The 18,520-nt window shown below is 70.4% G+C and carries 16 protein-coding genes; 12 read left to right on the plus strand and 4 right to left on the minus strand.

All coding sequences use genetic code 11. The features are described 5' to 3' along the window. Window positions 1-87 precede the first annotated feature (87 nt). The 10 genes from ftsZ (at window position 88) to ACR9E9_RS09105 (ending at window position 7,649) form a co-directional block, all read left to right on the plus strand. The gene (ftsZ, locus tag ACR9E9_RS09060) at window positions 88-1,422 is read left to right on the plus strand and encodes a cell division protein FtsZ (protein WP_435198153.1); all 1,335 of its coding nucleotides are present in this window, start codon (window positions 88-90) and stop codon (window positions 1,420-1,422) included. An 18-nt stretch (window positions 1,423-1,440) separates the two neighbouring features. Then, window positions 1,441-2,172, plus strand: coding sequence for a peptidoglycan editing factor PgeF (pgeF, locus tag ACR9E9_RS09065; protein ID WP_435198154.1), 732 nt, complete (start codon window positions 1,441-1,443; stop codon window positions 2,170-2,172). Then, window positions 2,169-2,885 carry a YggS family pyridoxal phosphate-dependent enzyme gene (locus tag ACR9E9_RS09070; protein ID WP_435198155.1) on the plus strand — a complete coding sequence of 239 codons (717 nt, stop codon included), beginning with the start codon at window positions 2,169-2,171 and terminating at the stop codon, window positions 2,883-2,885. Before pgeF ends, ACR9E9_RS09070 begins: the two co-directional genes overlap by 4 nt. Before the next feature lie 45 nt (window positions 2,886-2,930). Further along, a complete protein-coding gene (locus ACR9E9_RS09075; RefSeq protein ID WP_435198156.1) occupies window positions 2,931-3,395 on the plus strand; it encodes a cell division protein SepF in 465 nt (154 codons plus the stop codon). Between the two features lie 75 nt (window positions 3,396-3,470). Beyond that, a complete protein-coding gene (locus ACR9E9_RS09080) occupies window positions 3,471-3,746 on the plus strand; it encodes a YggT family protein (protein ID WP_435198157.1) in 276 nt (91 codons plus the stop codon). 73 nt (window positions 3,747-3,819) lie between these two features. Beyond that, window positions 3,820-4,932, plus strand: a complete 1,113-nt coding sequence (locus ACR9E9_RS09085) for a DivIVA domain-containing protein (RefSeq protein ID WP_435198158.1) — start codon at window positions 3,820-3,822, stop codon at window positions 4,930-4,932. Between the two features lie 182 nt (window positions 4,933-5,114). Continuing rightward, window positions 5,115-5,690, plus strand: coding sequence for a TraR/DksA family transcriptional regulator (locus ACR9E9_RS09090; RefSeq protein WP_435198159.1), 576 nt, complete (start codon window positions 5,115-5,117; stop codon window positions 5,688-5,690). Further along, window positions 5,663-6,289 carry a signal peptidase II gene (lspA, locus tag ACR9E9_RS09095; RefSeq protein ID WP_435198160.1) on the plus strand — a complete coding sequence of 209 codons (627 nt, stop codon included), beginning with the start codon at window positions 5,663-5,665 and terminating at the stop codon, window positions 6,287-6,289. The genes ACR9E9_RS09090 and lspA overlap by 28 nt, the downstream gene beginning before the upstream one ends. Beyond that, entirely contained in the window at window positions 6,282-7,217 is a 936-nt protein-coding gene (locus tag ACR9E9_RS09100) for an RluA family pseudouridine synthase (protein ID WP_435198161.1), read from the plus strand. Before lspA ends, ACR9E9_RS09100 begins: the two co-directional genes overlap by 8 nt. Before the next feature lie 78 nt (window positions 7,218-7,295). After that, entirely contained in the window at window positions 7,296-7,649 is a 354-nt protein-coding gene (locus ACR9E9_RS09105; RefSeq protein ID WP_435198162.1) for a hypothetical protein, read from the plus strand. Window positions 7,650-7,653: 4 nt separating this feature from the next. On the opposite strand, the gene ACR9E9_RS09110 is transcribed toward ACR9E9_RS09105, so the two are convergent. Next, window positions 7,654-9,186 (minus strand): AMP-binding protein, encoded by a 1,533-nt coding sequence (locus tag ACR9E9_RS09110; protein ID WP_435198163.1) that lies wholly within the window; start codon window positions 9,184-9,186, stop codon window positions 7,654-7,656. Window positions 9,187-9,381: 195 nt separating this feature from the next. Between ACR9E9_RS09110 and dnaE the strand changes: the two genes are divergently transcribed. Together dnaE and ACR9E9_RS09120 are read left to right on the plus strand one after the other, a co-directional pair. Further along, a complete protein-coding gene (dnaE, locus tag ACR9E9_RS09115) occupies window positions 9,382-12,987 on the plus strand; it encodes a DNA polymerase III subunit alpha (protein WP_435198164.1) in 3,606 nt (1,201 codons plus the stop codon). Further along, window positions 12,984-15,104, plus strand: coding sequence for a S9 family peptidase (locus ACR9E9_RS09120; RefSeq protein WP_435198165.1), 2,121 nt, complete (start codon window positions 12,984-12,986; stop codon window positions 15,102-15,104). Before dnaE ends, ACR9E9_RS09120 begins: the two co-directional genes overlap by 4 nt. Window positions 15,105-15,117: 13 nt before the next feature. On the opposite strand, the gene ACR9E9_RS09125 is transcribed toward ACR9E9_RS09120, so the two are convergent. The 3 genes from ACR9E9_RS09125 to ACR9E9_RS09135 are packed head-to-tail and all read right to left on the minus strand — an operon-like array spanning window position 15,118 to window position 18,514. Beyond that, the gene (locus ACR9E9_RS09125; protein WP_435198166.1) at window positions 15,118-15,717 is read right to left on the minus strand and encodes a TetR/AcrR family transcriptional regulator; all 600 of its coding nucleotides are present in this window, start codon (window positions 15,715-15,717) and stop codon (window positions 15,118-15,120) included. Then, window positions 15,714-16,496, minus strand: coding sequence for an enoyl-CoA hydratase family protein (locus tag ACR9E9_RS09130; RefSeq protein ID WP_435198167.1), 783 nt, complete (start codon window positions 16,494-16,496; stop codon window positions 15,714-15,716). Before ACR9E9_RS09130 ends, ACR9E9_RS09125 begins: the two co-directional genes overlap by 4 nt. Continuing rightward, a complete protein-coding gene (locus tag ACR9E9_RS09135; RefSeq protein ID WP_435203619.1) occupies window positions 16,493-18,514 on the minus strand; it encodes a biotin carboxylase N-terminal domain-containing protein in 2,022 nt (673 codons plus the stop codon). The genes ACR9E9_RS09130 and ACR9E9_RS09135 overlap by 4 nt, the downstream gene beginning before the upstream one ends. Between the last annotated feature and the right edge of the window lie 6 nt (window positions 18,515-18,520).

The following is an 18,520-nucleotide window of genomic DNA, read 5'->3' on the forward strand; positions in this document are numbered from 1 at the left end:
CACCGAGCGAGACCAAACTGTAACCCTGAAGTTCACCTTGAGCTTCGCGGGTGACGCACCACCGAGCAGCATCAACAGGAGTCCAGCGTGGCAACAGCCCAGAACTATCTGGCCGTGATCAAGGTCGTCGGCATCGGCGGTGGTGGCGTCAACGCCGTCAACCGGATGATCGAGGTCGGCCTCAAGGGCGTCGAGTTCATCGCGATCAACACCGATGCCCAGGCGTTGCTGATGTCGGACGCCGACGTCAAGCTCGACGTGGGCCGTGAGCTCACCCGCGGGCTCGGTGCCGGCGCGGACCCCGAGGTGGGCAAGAAGGCCGCCGAGGACCACGCCGAGGAGATCGAAGAGGTCATCAAGGGTGCCGACATGGTCTTCGTCACCGCTGGTGAGGGCGGCGGCACGGGAACCGGTGGTGCGCCGGTCGTCGCGAAGATCGCCAAGAGCCTCGGTGCGCTGACGGTGGGCGTCGTCACCCGCCCCTTCACCTTCGAGGGCCGCCGCCGCGCGAACCAGGCCGATTCGGGCATCGGGTCGCTGCGCGACGAGGTCGACACCCTCATCGTCATTCCCAACGACCGGTTGCTCTCCATCAGCGACCGTGCGGTGAGCATGCTGGACGCCTTCCGCAGCGCCGACCAGGTGCTCCTCTCGGGTGTCCAGGGCATCACCGACCTCATCACGACCCCCGGGCTGATCAACCTCGACTTCGCCGACGTCAAGTCGGTCATGCAGGGCGCCGGCTCCGCGCTCATGGGCATCGGCTCGGCCCGCGGCGAGGACCGGGCCGTGCAGGCCGCTGAGCTCGCGATCTCCTCCCCGCTGCTCGAGGCGAGCATCGACGGTGCGCACGGGGTCCTGTTGTCGGTCCAGGGCGGTAGCGACCTGGGTCTCTTCGAGATCAACGAGGCCGCCCGTCTGGTCCAGGAGGCCGCACACCCCGAGGCCAATGTGATCTTCGGAACCGTCATCGACGACGCCCTCGGCGACGAGGTGCGGGTCACCGTCATCGCTGCCGGCTTCGACGGTGGCTCCCCGCAGCACCGTCCGGACGACCGCGCCCTCGGGCAGGTCCAGGCCGGTGGCCAGTCGCAGCCCCAGCAGGGCAGCCCGCAGGGCCAGCCCCAGCAGGGGGGTGGCCAGCCGGCCCAGCAGCCGCAGCAGGCCCAGCAGCCGCAGCAGGTTCCCGCTCCGGCGAACCAGGCCCCGCAGCAGGGCCAGCCCCAGCGCTCGGCCCCGCAGCAGTCGACCCCGCAGCAGTCGGCCCCGGCCGTGGCCCAGCAGGGTGGCCAGTCGCAGCCGAGTGGCCAGCAGGGGCAGCCGGCCGCGCAGCCGCAGCAGGGCGGTCAGCAGTCGGCCCCGCCGCGTCAGGTGACCTTCGACGACGGCGACGACCTGGACGTGCCGGACTTCCTCAAGTGATCGATCCCGCGAGCTGACGTGTTCCTCTGGAGAGAGGACGCACCCGGCGTGGTGCGGGCCTTCACCGACCGTCGTGACGGGGCGAGCAGCGCCCCCTTCGCCGGCCTCAACCTCGGGGCCCATGTCGGCGACGACCCCGCGCACGTCGCCGCGAACCGTGCCCTCGTCGAGCAGGAGGTCGGGACGCCGATCGTCTGGGCCGACCAGGTGCACGGCACCGAGGTCCTCCACGTCACCCGCGAGGTGCTGGACGGGCCCCGGACCGGGACCGGTGCCGTGGGCACCGCCGACGCCCTCGTCACCGGCCTGCCCGGCCTCGCCCTCGGGGTGCTCGTGGCCGACTGCACCCCGGTCCTCCTCCACGACGAGACGGCCGGGCTCGTCGGCGTCGCCCACGCGGGGCGCCAGGGCATGACGAAGGGTGTCGTCGGCGCCGTCGTGTCCGCGCTGCGCGACCTCGGGTCGGGTCAGCTGCGGGCGATCGTCGGGCCCTCCGTGTGCGGACGCTGTTACGAGGTGCCCGCCGAACTGCGCGAGGAGGCCGCCACCGTGGCGCCGGTCTCGGCTGCGACGACCTGGCAGGGCACCCCGGCCATCGACGTCGCCGCCGGGGTCGTGGATCAGCTCACCGAACTCGGGGTACCGCTCGAGTGGGTCCCCGGGTGCGCGCGCGAGGACGAGGCGCTGTACTCGCACCGTCGCGACGGACGGACCGGACGCTTCGCCGGGATCATCGGACGGACCGCATGAGCGGGGCGGACGAAGGGCGACGGGCGGAGCTGGCGGCCAACCTCGCCGCGGTCCGGGAGCGGATCGCCCTCGCCTGCAGCGACGCCGGACGGGCCCCCGAGGAGGTCCACCTCGTCGTCGTGACGAAGTTCTTCCCGCGCAGCGACCTCGACCTGCTCGCCGATCTCGGGGTGCGCGACATCGGCGAGAACCGCGAGCAGGAGGCCTCCGCCAAGCTGGCCGACGGCGGCACCCCGCCCGGAGTGCGCACGCACTACATCGGGCAGCTGCAGTCGAAGAAGGCCGGTGCCGTGGCCCGCTGGGCCGATGTCGTCCAGTCCGTCGACCGACCCAAGGTCATCGCCGCGCTCGACCGCGGGGCGTCCGCGGCCGGCCGGGAGCTGACCGTCCTCGTCCAGGTCGACCTCGACGCCGATGCGGCAGAGCACCGGGGGGGAGCGGCGCCACGTGACGTCCTCGCCCTGGCCGACGAGGTCGCAAGGAGTGACTCCCTTCGCCTGGGCGGCCTCATGGCCGTCGCGCCGCTCGGCGAGGACCCCTCCCCGCCCTTCGCCCGCCTGGCCGAGCTCTCCGGCGCCCTGAGGGAGACCCACCCGCAGGCCACCTGGGTCTCCGCCGGGATGAGCGCGGACCTCGAGGCAGCGGTGCGCCACGGTGCGACACACCTGCGTGTCGGGACGGCAATCCTCGGAACTCGCGCGTCCCACGGGTAACTTCGGTTCCACCGACGAGGCACCCACAGTTTTAAGGATGAGGACATGACGGCACTTCGGACCGCGATGGTCTACCTCGGCCTCGCCGAGGACGACAAGCGCTACGACGAGTACGACGAGGACTACGACGCCGCCGGTCCCGAGGTCCAGGACGAGGAGTACGCCGCAGAGGTCACCCCGATCCGTCGTGTCCAGAGCGCGCCGGCCGTGCGCGACGTGGAGGTCACCCAGATGAACCGCATCACGACGATCCACCCGAGCACCTACAACGATGCCCGGGCCATCGGCGAGAGCTTCCGCAGCAACACGCCGGTGATCATGAACCTCTCGGACATGGACGACTCGGACGCGAAGCGTCTCGTCGACTTCGCCGCCGGCCTCGTCTTCGGTCTGCACGGCTCCATCGAGCGCGTGACCAACAAGGTCTTCCTGCTCTCGCCGGAGCACATCGAGGTCGACGCCGAGGGCGGGGAGCCGCACCAACCCCGCGCGCTGTTCAACCAGTCCTGAGCCGCCTGCCCACCGGGTCGACGCGTGTTGACCCCCTCACAGTGGACCCTCAGGGGTCCCGCCTAGGCTGACCGCATGGAGATCGTCCGACAGCTGCTCGACCTGGTGCTGAGCATCTACTTCTACATCCTCATCGGGCGACTGATCTTCGAGTGGATCCAGGTGTTCGCCCGCGACTGGCGTCCGAGCGGGCCCATCCTCGTGGTCGCCGAGGTGATCTACAGCCTCACCGATCCACCCCTGAAGGCCATTCGTCGGGTCATCCCACCCCTGCGCCTGGGGGGAGTGGCGATCGACCTCGCCTTCCTCGTGCTGATCCTCGTGGTCTCGATCCTGCGAGGGATCGTCTAGTCTGGACGGTGATGCCCGTGCGCGCTCCGTGCCGTACGAGCCACGCACCTGTCCGATCGCTAACGGAGGAAGTATGGCGCTCACGCCCGAGGACGTCCTCAACAAGACCTTCACCCAGACCCAGTTCCGCCGCGGCTATGACGAGCGCGAGGTGGATGACTTCCTCGACGAGGTCGTGGCCGAGATGCGGCGCATGGTCAAGGACTCGGAGGACATCCGAGCCCGGGCTGCGGACGGCAACGGCTCCGCCGCGCCGGCTGCCGCTGCGGCTCCCACCGCCGCTGTGCCGACGGCCGACAAGACCGACGAGGCCCTCGCCCGCGAGAACAAGGACCTCAAGGCCCGCCTCGAGAAGGAGGCCGCTGCCCGCGCGGAGGCCGAGAAGCGCGCCGTCGAGCTCGAGCAGAGCGCCCCGGCCCGCGGTGAGCGTGCCACGGGTGACTCCGCGAAGGTCACCTCGGCCGAGCAGAGTGCCGATGAGCGCGTGGCCACCGTCAAGGCCCGTGCCGATGAGGCAGAGAAGGCCGCACAGCAGCGCATCGAGGCAGCCAATGCCGCCGCCGAGCGTGCCGAGACCGAGGCCAAGCAGCGTCAGGACACGGCGACCCAGTCGGCCGCTGCTCCCGCCGCAGACGCGAACGACAGCGGTGCCGGTGAGATGGCCGCGGCCGCTGGTGGAGGGGCCGGTGCCTCCGGGCTCATCGCGCTCGCGCAGCGCCTGCACGACGAGCACGTCGCCGAGGGCCGTGCCCAGCGCGAGAAGCTCGTGGCGGAGGCGCAGCGCCAGCACGAGGAGCTCGTGACCAAGGGTCAGTCCAAGCACGACGAGCTGCTCTCCACCGGTCAGAGCAAGCACGACGACTTCGTCAAGACGGGTCAGGGCAAGCGCGACCAGTTCATCGGTGAGGGCACGAGCCAGCGCGACAAGCTGGTCTCCGACGCCCAGGCCAAGTCGACCGCGCTCGTGACCGAGGCCGAGGACAAGCGCAAGAAGATCCTCGACGACCTCAATGCGCAAAAGAGCGCCATGGAGGCCAAGATCGCCGAGCTGACGACCTTCGAGCGCGACTACCGTCGCAACCTCAAGGAGTTCATCAGCGGCCAGCTCAAGGGTCTGGAGTCCGCCCCCCAGGCGGCTCCGCAGGAGGCCCCGCAGGCGCCCTCCGGCGCCAGCGCGAAGCACTGATCTCCCGCTGACCGGAGCGATCCGGTCGGTCCCCAGGCGGCGGTGTCCCGACGGACACCGCCGCCTGTGTCGTGTTCGCCCGCGAACACGACGCGCTGTTGCGCTCGTCATGGGGAGAAACGTCGTACCCTGCGTGGACTCAGGTCCGTGTCGGGTACGGATCTCCTATACCGAGGACAGTCATGGCGGCGAAGAAGGGGACGGCCACGAGGACGACGGCGGGGGCGAAGTCTGCCTCCACGAAGAAGACGGCGGCGGCGAAGAAGACGACCACGAAGGCAGCGACGACGAAGGCGAAGACGACGAAGGCGAAGACCACGAAGGCAGCGGCCACGAAGGCGACGGGCTCCACCGCCACGAAGGCCGCCCGGCTGGTCGTGAAGGAGGACGAGTCGCCGTGGACCCCCGCGCAGCTGAAGGAGGTCCGTGCCGAGCTGGAGACCGAGATCGAGCGGTTGCGTACCGAGATCAACTCCTCGGAGACCGAGCTGACCGAGTCCTTCAAGGAGCCGATCGACGGAGCGGGCGACGATCAGGCCGACGCCGGGGCGAAGTCCTTCGAGCGTGAGCACGAGCTGAGCCTCGTCGCGGGGGCCCGCACGGGCCTCGAACAGAACCTCCACGCGCTCGAGCGGCTCGAGGACGGGACCTACGGGATCTGCGAGTCCTGCGGCAACCCGATCGGCAAGCTTCGACTCCAGGCCTATCCGCGTGCGACCCTGTGCATGACATGCAAGAGCCAGCAGGAGCGCCGCTGAGCGCCACACAGCCGTCCGAGCCATCCGGGCCGACCGAGCGACCCGAGGGCGCGGCGGAGGCGACGACCGGGCGCGGTGTGCTGCGGTGGTACGTCATCGCCGCCGTCGTCGTCCTCCTCGTCGACCAGGCGAGCAAGGTGTGGGCCGTCGGCGCCCTGGACAACGCGCGGACCATCCCGCTCGTCGGTGACGCCCTCTCCCTTCGCCTCATCCGCAACTCCGGCGCCGCCTTCTCCATCGGCGACTCGATGACCTGGCTGATGACGCTCGTCGCGGTGGGTGTCACCGCCGCGATCCTCGTCGCCGCACGCCGTATCGGGTCCTCGCGGTGGAGCCTGGCGCTGGGGCTGGTGCTCGGAGGGTCCCTGGGCAACCTCTACGACCGGTTCTTCCGCGAGCCTGCCCCCCTGCGCGGCCACGTCGTCGACTTCATCGACTACGGAGGTCTTTTCGTCGGCAACGTCGCGGACATCGCGATCGTCGTCGGTGCGGCGATGCTGCTGTGGCTCGTCTTCACCAACATCGGCATGGACGGCACGCGCCCCCAGCACGCCGCTGATGACTCGACCGACCAGCCCGAGGAGGGCTTCCATGGGTGACGTCCGCAATGTCCTCGTCCCCGAGGGGCTCGAGGGAGACCGGGTCGACGCCGCCGTCGCGCGACTGTTCGGCCTCTCCCGCACCCACGCCGCCGAGCTGGCCACCGAGGGGCTGATCGAGATCGACGGCGCCGGTGCCGGCAAGTCGACCCGCGTCACCGCCGGCGCGCGCATCGAGATCACCCTGCCCTCGGCCCCGACGAGCGAGACCCTCGAGGTCGTCGCCGAGCCGGTCCCCGGGATGAGGATCATCCACGACGACGAGGACATCATCGTCGTCGACAAGCCCGTCGGTGTGGCCGCCCACCCCAGCGTCGGGTGGACCGGACCGACGGTCCTCGGGGGGCTCAAGGCCGCCGGGTACCGGATCACCACCAGCGGGGCCAGCGAACGGCAGGGGATCGTCTCCCGGCTCGACGTCGGCACGAGTGGCCTCATGGTCGTGTGCAAGAGCGAGTACGGCTACTCCGTGCTCAAGCGCGCCTTCAAGGAGCGCACCGTCGACAAGACCTACCACGCGCTCGTGCAGGGTCTGCCCGACCCGCACGTCGGCACCATCGACGCACCGATCGGACGCCACCCGGGGCACGACTACCGGTTCGCGGTCATGGACTCCGGCAAGCACGCGGTGACGCACTACGAGCTCATCGAGGCCTTCCGGCACGCCTCCCTGCTCGACGTGACGCTCGAGACGGGGCGCACCCACCAGATCCGGGTGCACATGGCCGCCCTTCGTCATCCCTGCGTCGGGGACCCGACCTACGGCGCCGACCCGACCCTCGCTCGCACCCTCGGCCTGGAGCGGCAGTGGCTGCACGCGATGGGTCTCGGCTTCACCCACCCCGGGACCGGCGAGCACGTGCGCTTCGAGAGCACCTACCCGCCCGACCTGCAGCAGGCGCTGGACCGGCTCGCCGACCTGTCCTGAGGCCGGCTTGCGAGCGACCCCGCCGAGTTCCTAGCCTCGCAGCCAGGCCGTCGACCCGGTCGACGCCGGAAAGGAACCATGAGCACGCTCAGGACCCGATTCGCCCTGGCGGCCGGCACATGTGCGCTCGGCCTGACGCTGGCCCCCGCGGCCTCGGCCAACAGCATCGACGGCACGCTCCGCTCGGCAGGGGCCTTCTCCTACTCCGACGGCAGCGACCGCTTCTGCGTCACCGTCTCGCCGAATCCCTCGCGCCACATCAGTGCGAGGGTCGCTCCCGTGCGCGGGAACAACCCCTCCTTCACCGTCACCGCCCGCAGCGGGGACCGGACGGAGTGCAAGAGCCTCATGTACGCCTACGAGGACAGCGCCTACACGGTGACGATCACCGGCAGCACCTCGCAGAGCAAGACGCACCGGTTCTGGACCTGAGCGGTCAGTTGACCTGTCGCTCGCGTCCCTCCCAGTAGGGGGCGCGGAGCTTGAACTTCTGCAGCTTGCCGGTGGCGGTGCGGGCGAGCTCCTCGCGGAACTCGATCGAGGTCGGGGCCTTGTACCCGGCCGCCTTCTTCTTGCACCAGGCGATGAGGTCGCTCTCGGTGGCTCCCGCCCCCTCCTCGAGGACGACGAGGGCCTTGATGGTCTCGCCCCACTTCTCGTGGGGGACACCGATGACGGCGACCTCGACGACGTCCGGGTGGGAGAAGAGGACGTCCTCGACCTCGACGGAGGAGACGTTCTCGCCACCGGTGATGATCACGTCCTTCTTGCGGTCGCTGATCGTCACGTAGCCGTCCTCACCGATCGTGCCGCCGTCCCCGGTGTGGAACCATCCGCCGTCGAGGGAGCGCTGCGTCTCCTCCGGCAGGTCCCAGTAGCCCTCCATGACGACGTTGCTGCGGGCCAGCACCTCGCCGGACTCCTCGTCCACGCTCATCTCGCAGCCGAGCGCCGGGGCGCCGGCGCGCACGAGCTTGCTCGCGCGCTCGTCGGCGCTCAGGTCGTCCCACTCGGCGCGCGTGCGGTTGATCGTCAGCAGGGGAGAGGTCTCGGTCAGGCCGTAGATCTGGATGAACTCCCAGCCGAGCTCGGTCTCCACGCGGGCGATGGTCTGGGTGGGTGGCGGGGCGCCGGCGACGATGATCCGCACCGTGTCGCGACCGGGGATCTCCCCCTCCCAGTCCGCCGCAGCCGCCAGGACGGCGTTGACGACGGCCGGGGCGGCGCACATCACGGTCACCCCGTGCTCGGCGACCCGGCGCAGGATCTCGGCCCCGTCGATCTTGCGGATGACGACGTGCCGGGCGCCGATACCGGTCATGGCGAAGGGCATGCCCCACCCGTTGGCGTGGAACATCGGCAGCGTGTGCAGGTAGACGTCGCGGTCGGTGGCCCCGGCGTGCAGCGCGAAGGTCGCCGCATTCGTCCAGATGTTGCGGTGGGTGACCTGCACCCCCTTCGGCCGTGCGGTGGTGCCGGACGTGTAGTTGATCGTCGCCGTCGCGTTCTCGTCCGGCTCCCAGGCGCGGGGCGTCGCGGTGGCCGGGTCGACGCCACCGAAGAGGTGCTCGTCCTCGCCGAGGATGAAGGTGTGCTCCGCGGAGACCTCGTCGATGAGGGAGGTCAGCTCGGGGTCGATGTAGAGCACGCGGGCACCGGAGTGCTCGATGATGAACGACACCTCCTCCGGGGCGAGGCGGAAGTTGACCGGGACGAGGACCCTGCCGGAGCCGGCGACGCCGAAGAAGCTCGTGAGCAGGCGCGCGGAGTTGTGCGATACCACGGCGACCCGGTCCCCGACCTCGATGCCGAGGGAGTCCAGGTGCGCCGCCTGGGCCCGGGCGAGCTGACGCATCCGGGCATAGGTCACGTCCTCCAGCGGCGGTGCCGGCTGGTCCGGCTCGTCGACGACGGCCGTCCGCTCGCCGTAGACGGTCGCGGCGCGGTCGATGAAGTGGTTCACGGACATGGGGACGATCATTCCGGCGCTCCCGGGAGGTAGACGTCAGTGTCAGCACTGACGGTAATCGCCCCGGTGTGTTGCTGGAAGAGGTGTTCCGCCGCCCGCGCGCCGAGCGGCCGCAGAGGCGCGACGGACGGGGCGACGGACGGGGCGACGGACGGGCGGCTCGGACTGTCGGCGGGGCGATCTAGACTCGGGTCGATGTCCGAGCCGCTGCCCCGTTCCGAGAACTTCGTCCACCTGCACAACCACACCGAGTACTCGATGCTCGATGGCGCTGCGCGGATCACGGACATGTTCGAGACCGCCCAGGAGATGGGCATGCCGGCGATCGCGATGACCGACCACGGCTACCTCTTCGGGGCGCACGAGTTCTGGAAGACCGCGCAGTCCTACGACGTCAAGCCGATCATCGGCCTCGAGGCCTATGTCGCCCCCGGCACGCACCGCGGCGACAAGACCCGGGTGCGCTGGGGCGATGAGGGCACGCGCAAGGGCGACGACGTCTCCGGTGGGGGTGCGTACACCCACATGACGCTCCTGGCGCGCAACAACACCGGGATGCACAACCTTTTCCGGATGGACTCGATCGCATCCCTCGACGCGGTCTACGCCAAGTGGCCGCGCCTGGACCGGGAACTGCTCTCGCAGTACGGCGACGGGCTGATCGCGACGACGGGCTGTCCATCGGGGGAGATCCAGACGCGGCTGCGCCTGGGGCAGTACGACGAGGCGATCGAGGCGGCCTCGCAGTTCCGCGACATCTTCGGCAAGGAGCACTACTTCCTCGAGCTGATGGACCACGGCAACGAGATCGAGCGTCGGGTGCGCGAGGACCTGATGCGCCTGGCCAAGGACCTCCGGCTGCCGCTCCTGGCGACCAATGACCTGCACTACGTCAAGCAGGAGGACAACATCGCCCAGGACGCGTTGTTGTGCATCAACTCCGGCTCGACGCTGCTCGACCCCGACCGCTTCTCCTTCTCCGGGGACGGCTACTACCTCAAGTCGCCCGCCGAGATGCGTCGGCTGTGGCGCGAGCTCCCGGAGGCCTGCGACAACACCCTCCTCGTGGCGGACATGTGCGAGGTCTCCTTCACGGAGGGCGAAGGGCGGTACATGCCGCGCTTCGAGTGCCCACCGGGGGAGAGCGAGCAGTCGTGGTTCGTCAAGGAGATCCACACCGGACTGCGTCGGCGCTTCCCCGACGGCGTGCCCGAGTACGCGACGCGGCAGGCCGACTACGAGACCGACGTCATCGTGGGCAAGGGCTACCCGGGGTACTTCCTCGTCGTCGCCGACTTCATCAACTGGGCGAAGAACAACGGCATCCGCGTCGGCCCGGGGCGTGGCTCCGGTGCCGGCTCGATGTGCGCCTACGCCATGGGCATCACCGACCTCGACCCGATCCCGCACGGCCTGATCTTCGAGCGCTTCCTCAATCCCGAGCGCAAGTCGATGCCCGACTTCGACGTCGACTTCGACGAGCGCCGTCGGTCCGAGGTCATCAAGTACGTCTCCGACAAGTACGGCGACGAGCGGGTGGCGATGATCGCCACCTACGGCACGATCAAGGCGAAGCAGGCCGTCAAGGACGCCGCGCGCGTCATGGGGCACCCCTTCTCGGTCGGTGAGCAGCTGACCAAGGCGATGCCGGCCGATGTCATGGGCAAGGGCGTGCCGCTGAACAAGATGTACGACCCGGAGCACGACCGCTACGCCGAGGGGCAGGAGTTCCGCCAGCTCGTCGAGACGGAGAAGCACTTCGGTGAGGTCGTCGAGACCGCCAAGGGCCTCGAGGGGCTCAAGCGCCAGTGGGGCGTGCACGCCGCCGGCGTGATCATGTCGAGCGAGCCGCTCATCGACGTCATCCCGATCATGCGCCGGCTGCAGGACGGCCAGGTCCTGACCCAGTTCGACTACCCGACGTGCGAGACGCTCGGGCTGGTCAAGATGGACTTCCTCGGCCTGCGCAACCTGACGATCCTCGACGACGCCCTGATCAACATCAAGAGCAACCGGGGCGAGGAGATCGACCTCGACGCGCTGAGCAAGGACATGACCGACACGGCGACCTATCGTCTCCTCGGACGGGGTGACACCCTCGGCGTCTTCCAGCTCGACGGCGGGGGGATGCGCACCCTGCTGCGGCTGATGCAGCCGGACAACTTCGAGGACATCTCCGCCGCCCTCGCGCTCTACCGACCGGGACCGATGGGTGTCAACGCCCACACCAACTTCGCCCTGCGCAAGAACGGTCGCCAGGAGGTCGTCCCGCTCGACCCCCAGCTGAAGGGCAAGCTCCAGCCCCAGATGATCGAGGCCCTCGAGCCGATCCTCGGCACGACCCACGGTCTGTGCATCTACCAGGAGCAGGTCATGGAGATCGCGCAGAAGCTCGCGGGGTACACCCTGGGCAATGCCGACCTGCTCCGCCGCGCCATGGGCAAGAAGAAGAAGGAGGTCCTCGATGCCGAGTACCTCCCCTTCTCCGAGGGGATGAAGGCGCAGGGCTACAACGAGGAGTCCATCGCCGCCCTGTGGGGCGTCCTCGTCCCCTTCTCCGACTACGCCTTCAACAAGGCGCACACCGCCGCCTACGGGCTGGTCTCGTACTGGACGGCCTATCTCAAGGCGAACTACCCGGCCGAGTACATGGCCGCACTGCTCACCTCCGTCGGTGACGACAAGGACAAGTCGGCCCTCTACCTCAACGAGTGCCGCCGCATGGGCATCAAGGTGCTGCCGCCCTCGGTCAACGACTCGGCGGGTCCGTTCGCGGCCGTCGGGGAGGACATCCGCTTCGGCCTGCACGCCATCCGCAACGTCGGCCGCAACGTCGTCGAGGGCATCATCACCGCCCGCGAGGAGAAGGGATCCTTCACCTCCTTCGACGACTTCCTCGCGAAGTGCCCGGCCGTCGTGTGCAACAAGCGCACCATCGAGTCGCTGATCATGGCCGGCGCCTTCGACGACCTCGGGCACCCGCGCCAGGGCCTGGTCATGGTCCACGAGGAGTACGTCGACGCCTTCGTCGGGATCAAGCGACAGGAGGCCGTGGGCCAGGACTCGCTGTGGGACATGTTCGGCGGCGGTGACGACGACGCCGTGGAGAGCACGGGCGGCATCGAGGGGATGGGCCTGCGGGCGGTCCCCGAGGTCGAGTGGGACAAGCACGCGAAGCTGAGCAATGAGCGCGAGATGCTCGGGCTCTACGTCTCCGACCACCCCCTCTTCGGCGTGGAGCACGTGCTGCAGCGGGCGGCGGACACCTCGATCGCGACCCTGACCCAGTCCGACAACGGGGTGAAGGAGAACAGCCACGTCACCATCGCCGGGCTCGTCACCGGGCTGAGCGTCAAGCGGACCAAGAAGGGCGACCTCTGGGCCATCGCGACCATCGAGGACCTCGAGGGCGCGATCGAGTGCCTCTTCTTCCCCAAGACCTATCTCACCGTCCAGACGATGCTCACCCAGGACATCGTCGCCGTCGTGCGCGGCCGGGTGAACGCCCGCGACGACTCGGTCTCGATCTACGCCGAGGACCTGACGATCCCCGAGCTCACCGACGGCCCGCGCGGGCCGGTCGTGCTCACCCTCGACTACGCCCGGGCGACGACCGGGCGCATCGAGGAGGTCAAGCAGGTCCTCGCCCAGCACCCCGGGAGCACCGACGTGCAGATCAAGCTCGTCCAGCCCGGGCGCTCGGTGACGATGGCCGTCGATGCGAGCTATCGGGTCGAGACGAGCGAGGCGCTCATCGGCGACCTCAAGGTGATCCTCGGAGCGAGAGCGGTGTCTGCATGAGGCCTGAGCCCACCCCACCGGTCGCACCGGAGCGCCCCTCCACGCGCAGCCACCACGGTGACGACGTCGTCGACCCCTACGCGTGGATGTGGGACCCCGAGGACGCGGACGTCAGGGCCCACCTCGAGGCCGAGAACGCCTATGCCGAGGCGAGGACCGCCCACCTGGCACCCCTGCGACAGCAGCTCTTCGACGAGATCAAGGAGCGCACCCTCGAGACGGACCTGTCCGTCCCGGTGGCGTCGGGGGACTGGTGGTACTACGCCCGCACGGTCGAGGGCCAGCAGTACGCCATCCACTGCCGCGCCCCCCTCACCGATGCCACCCTCGTGCCCGAGCTCGACCCGACGCAGCCGCTCGCGGGGGAGGTGGTGCTCCTCGACGGCAATGCCCTGGCCCGGGGCCATGAGTTCTTCTCCCTCGGAGGACTCGAGGTCAGCGCCGACCACACCCGCCTCGCGTACGCGGTCGACGTCACGGGGGACGAGCGCTTCGACGTGCGGGTCATCGACATCACCTCCGGGGACGTCCTCGACGAGGCGGTCACCGGAGCGGGCTACGGCCTGGCCTTCTCCCGCGACGGCGGGCAGCTCTTCCACGTCGCCGTCGACGACGCCTGGCGTCCGCACGAGGTGTGGCGCCACGAGGTCGGCACGGCCCGTGAGGGGGACGTCCTGGTGCACCGCGAGGACGACGAGCGCTTCTGGATGGGTCTGGGCGTCAGCCGGGACGAGCGCTGGATCCTCCTGGGTCTCGGCAGCAAGACCAGCTCCGAGGTCCACCTCATCGACGCCGACGACCCCACGGCTGCGGCCCGCTGCGTCGCTCCGCGCCGCGAGGGGGTCGAGTACGACGTCGAGCCCGCCGACGACCACCTGCTCATCGTCCACAACGAGCGCCAGCCCGAGGGTGATCTCGCCTGGGCGCCGCTGGATGCGACCGGGCCCGAGCAGTGGCAACCGCTCCTCCAGCGGGCCGAGGGTGAACGCTTCCTCGAGGTCGACTCCTTCGACGACTTCGCGGTGCTCTCCCTTCGCGCGGACGGGCTGCCCGCGCTGCGGATCCTGCCGCGCCTGCCCGGCACTGCCCGCTACGGCGCCCCGATGCCGGTCTCCTTCGACGACGAGCTGCACTCGGTGGCCCTCGGACCGGTCGCCGAGCCCGGGGCCGATCGCATCCGCGTCATCCACGAGTCGTGGGTCAGCCCGCGCTCCGTGCTCGACATCGTCGTCGAGACCGGCGAGCGCATCGTCCTGAAGCGACAGCGGGTCCTCGGGGGCGTCGACCCCCAGGACTACGAGCAGCGGCGCACGTGGGCGAGCGCGCCGGACGGCACGCAGGTGCCCGTCTCGCTCGTGATGCGTCGTGGCACCGAGCCGGACGGGACCAACCCCGGTCTGCTCTACGGCTACGGCAGCTACGAGATGAGCTTCGACCCGTACTTCTCCATCGCGCGGCTCTCCCTGCTCGACCGGGGCCTGGTCTACGCGGTCGCGCACGTGCGTGGTGGCGGCGAGCTGGGTCGGCACTGGTACGACGACGGCAAGATGCTGCACAAGCGCAACACCTTCACCGACTTCGTCGCCGCAGCGGAGCACCTCCACGAGACCGGTTGGGTGGCTCGTGACCGGCTCGCGGCCGAAGGGGGGTCCGCCGGCGGCCTGCTCGTCGGCGCCGCGACCAACCTCGCACCCGACCGCTTCGCGGCGGTGCTGGCGGCGGTGCCCTTCGTCGACACCCTGACGACGATCCTGCGTCCGGAGCTGCCCCTGACCGTCGGCGAGTGGGAGGAGTGGGGCAACCCGCTCGACGACCCCGAGGTCTACGCGTACATGCGCAGCTACAGCCCGTACGAAAACGTCGCGGCGGTCGAGTACCCCGCGATCCTCGCGACGACCTCGCTGCACGACACCCGGGTGTACTTCACCGAGCCCGCGAAGTGGACCGCGCGCCTGCGGGCGGTCACGCAGCACTCCGTCGACCGTCCGATCCTGCTGCGCACGGAGATGAGCGCCGGGCACGGCGGTCGCTCGGGGCGCTACGACGCGTGGGAGCAGACGGCCTGGGAGTGGGCGTGGCTGTTGGACCGGATCGGGGCCGGCACGCTCGCCCCGTGACGGGAGGGCCGCGTCACTGCGTGACGCCGAGCTCCTTCGCGAGCGTGGTCGACCACGTGTCGACGATCCGCGCGCGACGTCTGGAGTCGTCGGAGAGCAGATCGGCCAGGGCGAGCCCTCGGGCCAGGTCGAGGGTGGCCTGGATGAGGGTGCGCGCATGCGGGTCGTCGTCATCGACGCCGAGGTGCTCGACCGCCGCGGCGTGCACGGACCGCGCGAAGCGTCGCTCCAGCGGCTGGATGACCTCGAGCATCTGGGGGTCGGCTGCCGCCACCACCCAGGCCTGCAGGGCCGCTTGGAAGAGGTCTCCCATGTAGAGCTCGACGAGGGTGTGCACGACGACATGGACGCGCTCCGGCCCGGTCAGCTGCGGAGGCGCCATGGCCTCGACCGAGAGGCGTCGCTCGTCGAACATGTGCTCCAGGGCGGCGACGACGAGCTCCTCGCGCGTGGGGAAGTGGTGCTGCAGCGCGCCCCGGCTGATGCCGGCGTCCGCGGCGATGACCGACACGGTCGCGGCGCTCCAGCCGTGGTGCGCCAGGCAGCGCACCGCGGACTCGAGCAACCGCTGCCGGGTGGCCCGGCTGCGGTCCTGCTTGGGTTCGAGGCTCACGCCGACCAGCGGGGTGCGCGTCGTTGGAGGAAGGCGGTCATGCCTTCGCGGGCCTCCTCGCTGGAGAACAGGCGCGAGGACTGCGCGGCCACCCGGTCGCGGTGCGCATCGAGGTGCGTGAGCAGCTCGTGGTTGATCAGCGCCTTGCTCTCGCGCAGCCCCTGGGGGGAGCACGCCGCCAGGTCGGCGGTGAGCCGCGCGACGGCGGCCTCGAGGTCCTCGGGGGCCTCGGTGACCACGCCGATGCGAGCGGCGTGCGCCGCATCGAAGGTCTCCCCGGTGAGGAAGACCCGGGAGGCGGCCCTCGGGTCGATCCGGGGCAGGAGCGTCAGTGAGATGACCGAGGCGGCCAGGCCCAGTCGCGACTCGGTCAGGGCGAAGGTCGAGGCCGACCCGGCGACGACGATGTCGCAGGCCGCGACCAACCCCATGCCGCCGGCGCGCACGTGTCCGTCGATGACCCCGACGACGGGTTTGGGCAGCTCGACGATGAGCCGCAGGAGGTCGACGAGCTGGTCGGCGCGCTCCCGGGCCGGGTCGTCCGTGGACCTGTCGGAGGCCTCCGACAGGTCCGCGCCCGCGCAGAAGGTGCCGCCGGTGTGGGTCAGGACGATGGCCCGCACGGACTCGTCCTCGGAGGCCTCCTGCAGGCCCTGTCGCAGCTGGGTGACCAGCAGGTCGGACAGCGCATTGCGGTTGTGCGGGGAGTCCAGCGCGAGGCGCGCGACACCGCCCTCTGTCGTCACGCCCACCCGTCGGGTGGTGTCCGGTGTGCTCATGCCTGCTCCTTCTGCTCGCCCTCGACCACGACGAGCGTGGCACCCTGCTCGACCTGTTGACCGACGGAGACCGCGATCTCGGCGACCGTACCGGAGGCGGGCGCGGCGACCTCGTGCTCCATCTTCATCGCCTCGAGGTGCAGCAGCGGCTGACCGGCCGTGACGAGGTCACCGACGGTCACCGCGATCGTGATGATCGAGCCCGGCATCGGGGCGACGAGCGCGCCGGCGGGCTGCTGCGCCGCGGGGTCGACGAAGCGTGGCAGGACACGCAGCGTGCGTGAGCCCAGGGGGCAGTCGATCGTGACGTGCGCGCCCCCGCCCTCGGTGGCGGGGAGGTCCGCGACGGCGAAGCGCCGCCGCACCCCGTCCAGGTCGAGGACCACGCGCTCGGCGGTGGCCTCGACGAGCTCGATGCTGGTGGCCCCCGAGGGGAGCTGCTCCAGCTCGAGCCCGTCGCGGCCGAGCCGGTGACCGATGTGGACCTCCTGCTCACCGTGGGCATACCCGCGCCGCTGGAAGACGCTGGGCACATTGCGGAACCCGCGGCCGACCGCCGCCAGGACGGGGCGGTCGGCCACGTCCCGGGCGCCCGCGGCGAGTGCGGCGACGAGGGCCGCCAGCTCGGGAGCCAGCGCAGCATCGGCGGTCAGGGACCGGGGGTCGTGCCGGTCGTAGAAGCCCGTGTCCGCGGTCCCGGCGAGCATCTCCGGGTGGAGCAGGCTGGCCACGAGCAGGTCCCGGTTGGTCGCGAGGCCGTGCACCCGGCCGCGCCGCAGCGCGGAGGCGAGCTCGCGGGCGGCCTCGGCGCGGGAGGGGGCGAAGGAGATGACCTTGGCGATCATCGCGTCGTAGTGGGTACCGATGACCGACCCGACCTCGACGCCGGAGTCCAGGCGGATCCCGTGGTGGGGCGGGACCTCGAAGCGGGAGGTCACTCCCGGCAGGTCGAGGGCCGCGATCCTCCCGGTCTGGGGGCGCCAGTCGTCGCCCGGGTCCTCGGCGTAGAGCCGGGCCTCGATGGACCACCCGGAGGTGCTCGGTTCGTCCCCGGTGAGGCGCCCCCCTTCGGCGACCTCGATCTGCAGGCCGACGAGGTCGGTACCGGTGACGCACTCGGTGACGGGGTGCTCGACCTGCAGGCGGGTGTTCATCTCGAGGAAGAAGAAGGACCCGTCGGGCAGGGCGAGGAACTCCACGGTTCCGGCCCCGCGGTAGCCGACGGCAGCAGCTGCCGTCCGTCCGGCCTGCAGGAGGGCCGTGCGCATCCGTGGCCCCACGCGCTCCACGAGCGGGGAGGGAGCCTCCTCGATGACCTTCTGGTGGCGTCGCTGCAACGAGCACTCGCGCTCGCCGAGCGCCCATACGGTGCCGTGGCCGTCAGCCATGATCTGGACCTCGACGTGGTGACCCGACTCGAGGTATCGCTCGACGAAGACCGTCGGGTCGCCGAAGGCGGACGCGGCCTCTCGTGAGGCGGAGGCGACGGCGTCGTCGATCTCGGCCAGGGTGCGCACGATCCGCATCCCCCGTCCGCCGCCGCCGGCGGAGGCCTTGACGAGCACCGGCAGGTGCTCCTGCGAGACCTCGGTCGGGTCCAGTCGCTCGAGCACGGGGACACCGGCGTCGGCCATCCGCTGTTTCGACTCGACCTTGTCGCCCATGACGCGGATGGCCTCGGGGTCCGGGCCGATCCAGGTCAGGCCGGCTGCCTCGACCTGCCGGGCGAAGTCGGCGTTCTCCGAGAGGAAGCCGTACCCGGGGTGGATGGCGTCGGCGCCGGCGCGCCGGGCGGCCCCGATGATCAGGTCGCCGCGCAGGTAGGTCTCGCCCGGCGCGCTGCCGGGCAGGTGCACGGCGGCGTCGGCCTCCGTGGCGTGGGGGCTCGCGGAGTCGGCGTCGGAGAAGACGGCGACGGTCGCGATGCCGCGTCGGCGGCAGGCGGCGAAGACGCGCCGGGCGATCTCGCCGCGGTTGGCGACGAGCACGCTGGTGATGGGGGACTCGGGGTGGTTCATCACGTT

Source organism: Janibacter sp. GS2 (genome assembly GCF_051200835.1).
In the GTDB taxonomy this organism is placed as follows: Bacteria; Actinomycetota; Actinomycetes; order Actinomycetales; family Dermatophilaceae; genus Janibacter.

Bases quoted from the DNA above. Each gene is read 5' to 3' on its own strand.
- dnaE (WP_435198164.1), top strand. From the start codon at position 9,382: ATGTCCGAGCCGCTGCCCCGTTCCGAGAACTTCGTCCACCTGCACAAC.
- ACR9E9_RS09110 (WP_435198163.1), bottom strand. From the start codon at position 9,186: ATGTCCGTGAACCACTTCATCGACCGCGCCGCGACCGTCTACGGCGAG.
- ACR9E9_RS09080 (WP_435198157.1), top strand. From the start codon at position 3,471: ATGGAGATCGTCCGACAGCTGCTCGACCTGGTGCTGAGCATCTACTTC.
- ACR9E9_RS09100 (WP_435198161.1), top strand. From the start codon at position 6,282: ATGGGTGACGTCCGCAATGTCCTCGTCCCCGAGGGGCTCGAGGGAGAC.
- ACR9E9_RS09075 (WP_435198156.1), top strand. From the start codon at position 2,931: ATGACGGCACTTCGGACCGCGATGGTCTACCTCGGCCTCGCCGAGGAC.
- ACR9E9_RS09130 (WP_435198167.1), bottom strand. From the start codon at position 16,496: ATGAGCACACCGGACACCACCCGACGGGTGGGCGTGACGACAGAGGGC.
- ACR9E9_RS09105 (WP_435198162.1), top strand. From the start codon at position 7,296: ATGAGCACGCTCAGGACCCGATTCGCCCTGGCGGCCGGCACATGTGCG.
- ACR9E9_RS09085 (WP_435198158.1), top strand. From the start codon at position 3,820: ATGGCGCTCACGCCCGAGGACGTCCTCAACAAGACCTTCACCCAGACC.
- ACR9E9_RS09120 (WP_435198165.1), top strand. From the start codon at position 12,984: ATGAGGCCTGAGCCCACCCCACCGGTCGCACCGGAGCGCCCCTCCACG.
- lspA (WP_435198160.1), top strand. From the start codon at position 5,663: ATGCAAGAGCCAGCAGGAGCGCCGCTGAGCGCCACACAGCCGTCCGAG.
- ACR9E9_RS09070 (WP_435198155.1), top strand. From the start codon at position 2,169: ATGAGCGGGGCGGACGAAGGGCGACGGGCGGAGCTGGCGGCCAACCTC.
- ACR9E9_RS09090 (WP_435198159.1), top strand. From the start codon at position 5,115: ATGGCGGCGAAGAAGGGGACGGCCACGAGGACGACGGCGGGGGCGAAG.
- ACR9E9_RS09135 (WP_435203619.1), bottom strand. From the start codon at position 18,514: ATGAACCACCCCGAGTCCCCCATCACCAGCGTGCTCGTCGCCAACCGC.